Source organism: Methylobacter sp. Wu1 (assembly GCF_036553575.1).
Classification (GTDB): Bacteria; Pseudomonadota; Gammaproteobacteria; order Methylococcales; family Methylomonadaceae; genus Methylobacter.
On record NZ_JAZHOC010000017.1, the window covers coordinates 1 to 4,794 of the forward strand.

The 4,794-nt window shown below is 51.0% G+C and carries 4 protein-coding genes; 3 read left to right on the forward strand and 1 reads right to left on the reverse strand.

Annotated features, from left to right (window positions below; translation table 11 throughout):
- Positions 1-473: 473 nt before the first annotated feature.
- Positions 474-2,117 carry a SulP family inorganic anion transporter gene (locus V2P20_RS01300; protein ID WP_331815244.1) on the reverse strand — a complete coding sequence of 548 codons (1,644 nt, stop codon included), beginning with the start codon at positions 2,115-2,117 and terminating at the stop codon, positions 474-476.
- Between the two features lie 291 nt (positions 2,118-2,408).
- On the opposite strand from V2P20_RS01300, the gene V2P20_RS01305 reads away from it, so the two are divergent.
- The 3 genes from V2P20_RS01305 (at position 2,409) to V2P20_RS01315 (ending at position 3,746) form a co-directional block, all read left to right on the forward strand.
- Positions 2,409-2,774 carry an antitoxin Xre/MbcA/ParS toxin-binding domain-containing protein gene (locus V2P20_RS01305; protein WP_194972155.1) on the forward strand — a complete coding sequence of 122 codons (366 nt, stop codon included), beginning with the start codon at positions 2,409-2,411 and terminating at the stop codon, positions 2,772-2,774.
- Positions 2,771-3,316, forward strand: a complete 546-nt coding sequence (locus V2P20_RS01310; protein ID WP_331815253.1) for an RES domain-containing protein — start codon at positions 2,771-2,773, stop codon at positions 3,314-3,316. The genes V2P20_RS01305 and V2P20_RS01310 overlap by 4 nt, the downstream gene beginning before the upstream one ends.
- 70 nt (positions 3,317-3,386) lie before the next feature.
- Positions 3,387-3,746, forward strand: a complete 360-nt coding sequence (locus tag V2P20_RS01315) for a hypothetical protein (protein WP_331815256.1) — start codon at positions 3,387-3,389, stop codon at positions 3,744-3,746.
- Positions 3,747-4,794: the final 1,048 nt, after the last annotated feature.

Genomic DNA, 4,794 nt, shown 5'->3' on the forward strand with positions numbered 1-4,794 from the left:
CCGGTTTCCAACCGGCCGCTGATTTGCCGAATTTTCATGACATCTCCACACTACAGTAATTGAAGAAATGATTGCCGCCTGAAAGTAACCTTGAGCCAGCCGTTTTCCTGCGCAGCAATACCTTAAAAAATTATTAAATAGTGGACTGCGGATTGACTTTATATGGTAGAGATACAGTATGAAAATCGGGTAATACCCTGATTTTTATCTAAGGGAGGACCTGATTGGTGAGATTCAGCCTGAAATGTAAGTGAACGGGTAGCGGCGGGAAAGCCTATAGCGCTGCTTCAGTCATTCAAGAATGACATTACGTCATGGATGCTTATAGTCTGTTGAGAATTTAATGATTGAACAGGTGATAAGTGGCTGATAGCAAGAAGGGGACGGAAAGCGGCTGTTTTTTAGTCTCCGCTTCCGTCCTGAATTGAATGTCGTGGCAGGCGACGAGAAAGCCGCCCAATCTTATACGAGCTTTACTTTAACCTGTCATCAGCGGTCATCAGACGCGCCGCCAATTTATGGTCAGAGAATTTTTCCAGGGCATGGCCGATTTGCAGGCATTTGCCGCCTTGCGCTTCATAATCCCGGCTGAAGTCATCGATGAATTCCATGACGGTATGATCGATCAGATAGCCGTTAGAAAAATCGAACACCAGCGTTTTGCCGCCTTCAAGTTCGGCCAGCGTCTTTTTTAACGGCAAAAAATTTGAAAACAGCGCCGAGCCCAATAATTTGACGACAATGGTTTGCCGGTCGGGCCGGTGAATTTCAAAATAAATGCGAAACATATTATCCAGCCAGACGCCGCGCATGACTTGAATCGCCAGCTTGGCGGCTATGCCCAGCGCCACGCCGATCAGCAAATCCGTCGCCAGCACGCCGACAATCGTGATGACGAACAGGAGCAACTGTTCTACTCCGACAGACAGCACATGCTGAAAAGTCTTGGGCGATGTCAGGCGATAGCCGGTATAGACCAGCAGCGCCGCTAGTGTCGCCAGCGGGATGCTATGGATGATGTGCGGGAACAGCAGGATGAACACCAGGAAAATCAAGCCGTGGAAGAAATTGGCCCAGCCGGTTCGAGCGCCGCTTTCGATATTGGCCGAGCTGCGCACGATCTCGGCGATCATCGGCAGGCCGCCCAGCAAGCCGGCGACCACATTGCCCATGCCGACGGCGGCCAGATCGCGGTCGAAATCGCTGGTGCGGTTATACGGGTCGAGCTTGTCCACGGCGCTGGCAACCAGCAAGGTTTCAAGGCTGCCTATCAGGCAGATGCCTATTACGGCTTCCCAGAATTCGACAGTCATGGCCTTGGAAAAGTCCGGGAAATAGAAGATGGAGGTAAACTGGTCGGGAATATCGACTAGAAATTGCGGCTGAATCAGATGTTCGTGATTGGCAAGATAGGCTTTGTCCAGAAAGAAAGCATGGATGTGCTCATGCTGCAGGCCGAAAAATTGCCCCAGGCCCATGCCGGTTATCAGCACGACCAGCGGCGCCGGTATTTTCTTTAAAACCGGATGCTTGAGCAGCGGCCAGACGATCAGAATCGCCAGTCCGCTCAGGCCGATAAAGGCAACTGCATGATTGGGGTAGAGCATGCTGTGCGGAATCTGGGCAATAGTCGAAAGAATACTGCCGAATTCCAGGTTGACGCCTAGCAGGACATGGCTTTGCTTGGCGATGATGATCAGGCCGATCGCGGCCAGCATGCCGTGCACGACGGAAGTCGGGAAAAACGAGCTCAACTGTCCGGCCCGATAGACGCCCAGCAGCACTTGCAGGACGCTGGCGATGACGATTGCGCCCAGCGTATAGCGGTAACCGGCCATCGCATCGCCTTCTCCCAGCGTCTGTACGGCGCTGTACAGCACTACGATCAAGCCGGCGGCAGGGCCGTTGATGGTCAGATGCGAACCATTGATCCGCGATACCAGAAGGCCGCCAACCATGGCGGAGATAATGCCGGCGGCCGGCGGAAAGCCGGAGGCCAGTGAAATGCCCAGACACAGCGGCAAGGCCAGTAAAAAAACCAGGAAACCGGCCGCCAGATCATGGCGCCAGTTTTCCGTTAAGCCTGCCAAACCGGTTTTAGGTAAACTTGGTTGCATAGGTTTATCCATCAATTTAGTCTTATTATCAAAGAATCGGCTTCCCAGGAATTCGGGACGCCGTAAACTCAAGTCGTTCTGCCATGAATGACGGGCTTGCGGTAGCTTTCGAAACCGATGCGCCTGTTCATCGGGCGGAATGGGCCGGATTATAGCCTATTACCGGTTTTGTCGAATGAATGGATAAGACGGCAATTGACTATAATATTGATTTTTTTGATCTGCATCTTTAGATTATCAGATAACGCCCTATAATAAAGCCGATATGACGGTCAAATAGTGAGGCATTTTATGGCAAACGTGGATTTTTTACATGAGGTTATTAATGACGAAGGCTATGTGGCCGCAAATTCGCTGGCCAAGGTTCTTCATATTACGCAACATGACCTTGCCGAGGTGACGGGACTATCGCGCGATTCCGTTTCCAAGAGTACCCGGGTCAAGAGCAAAGCGACACAGGCCCGGCTGCGGGATACCGTCGAAATCATCAATCGCGTAGCAGAATGGTCCGGCGGCGCCGGCCGCGCCTTTGCCTGGTTCCGCTCTCAGCCGCTGCCTTCGTTCGGCGATAAAACGGCCGAGGATCTCGTCAAGGAAGGCCGCGCCGCCGCCGTCAAAGCCTATCTCTCCCGCATCGCCGACGGCGGCTACGCTTGAAGCTCCCCACCAGTCGATTCACCGGCATAGTCTATCGCGCCCATCATCCCATGTGGGCTTACACGCCGCTCTCCGGGGAAGGCGCGAAAAGGCACGGCGGGCGCTTCAACCGGCCCGGCAACAGCGCACTTTACACCTCATTAGACCCGACCACCGCCTGGATGGAGGCGCAACAAGGTTTCCCGTTCAAGCCCCAGCCCATGACACTGGTGGCATACCGGGTTGACTGCGCCGATATCGCCGATCTGAACGACCACAAAATACAGCAGTTCATCAATTGCCCGCTAAACTGCGCTTGGGAGGATCTGGCCTTTCAAAACCTGGAGCCCCCGACCTGGCTGTTGGCCGACCGACTGCAGGCCTGCGGCATCGCCGGCATTCGGGTGCGCAGTTTTGCGCCCGGTTGTTCGGCGGATAACCATAACCTGGTACTGTGGCAATGGGCGGATGCAGAACCGCATTCGGTGCAGGTCATCGATGATTTGGGGCGTTTGCCGAAGACGCCGGATTCGTGGATGGGGAGTCAGGAAAACAATGGATAAGGACGGGAGTTATTCTGGGCAAAAACTGGTCAACAATAAAAATTGATTGATGACAGTATTGGAGGATTGTATGAAGGTCTTGAAATCGATTGCACTCGGGTTCTCAACCGTCTTATTTGCAGGGTGTGCTTCCGGCCCCGAGATTCGTGCCCATGACTGGGCCTATGAGGTACAGACAGCGGAATCCCGGGAGGCCCATCTGCGGTTAGCCGAGCATTATGAGGAAGTGGCCCGAATGATGGATGCTGATGCCGAAGAGGAGCGGCAGATGCTGACGCAGTACAGGTCCCGGCCTTATGTTTACGGCAAGCAGATTTTGGATCTCAAGACTCGCGCAGAAGCTATGGTTCGCGATTTTGAAAAGGCTGCGGAAGATAGCCGTAAGATGGCCGAGTATCACCGGCAACTGGCGGCCGGTCAGCCGAAATAGAGCCTGTATGATTTATCGGCCAAAACTCTGGGATATGGTCAGGCAGACTCAAGCTATAGCCCGCTCTATAGCGCATCAAAGAGTGTCGCTTTTATAAAAAAACATTGCAATCGGCCCAATTGCTCAATGCAGTTCAGAATTTGGAGAAACCATTATGTCTGATAAAAAGCCTCGGCTGATTATTCTGTTCACGAATTTATAGCAGCCCGCTGGGAGCTTCCCTCCTATAACAACCCTTCAGCTATATCATTGCGAGGAGGGACAATTCCGACCCGGTTCAGTAACTTTTGTCCCGCTTGGCCGAGAGAACCGATTTGGGCATTATCCGCTCGCTCGTCTTCACAAATGATGCGGAATAACAGCGTTGGCTAATGCCAAATTAAAAAGGACACACGCTAGATAGCGCGACGAATATTGATGATGCGCCGGTCATGCAAAAGCGCGGCTATCTTCGTTGAACCGGTAATCAACCCACAGCATTTGAACGGAAGACAAATGGCAGGTCTGGTTTTGATTCCAGTGCCACTTTAGAGAGTTTTTTAGGAAATGCCAGTCCGTATGGGACGCAGGGAATAGTTATTTTTGCTAAAAAATGTGACGAACATCACAAAATAAATAATTAATATCTACGTCCATGTTGAGTAGACTAATAAATTCGATTAGTCTTAAGTTAATCTTAAAATCATATCGATGATATTAAATTCTGCGGCCTTAAGATGGCGATGACAAAGGACAGGGAGTGGCCCGAACATAAGGATGCCTCATGAACAAGTGGAATGACTGAATTTCTACGATAGTTACTTTCTCCTAGAGAGCTTTGTATGGATACTGCCCAATCTTCAACTGCACCGGCAACTAATTTCAGTAAGAAATCGATTATTGTGCGTCAACTTGTGTTTCAGTTGCAGCAGCTACGTCAAGAATTTGCCAAGTGTTTTGGAAATGCTTCAAAACACTGTAGCAAGTAAACCCCATCCTGATAGGTTCAGAGTGGGTTATGTTAATAATATAAAAATAGAGATTTAATTATGAAAAGCAAACTGATGAA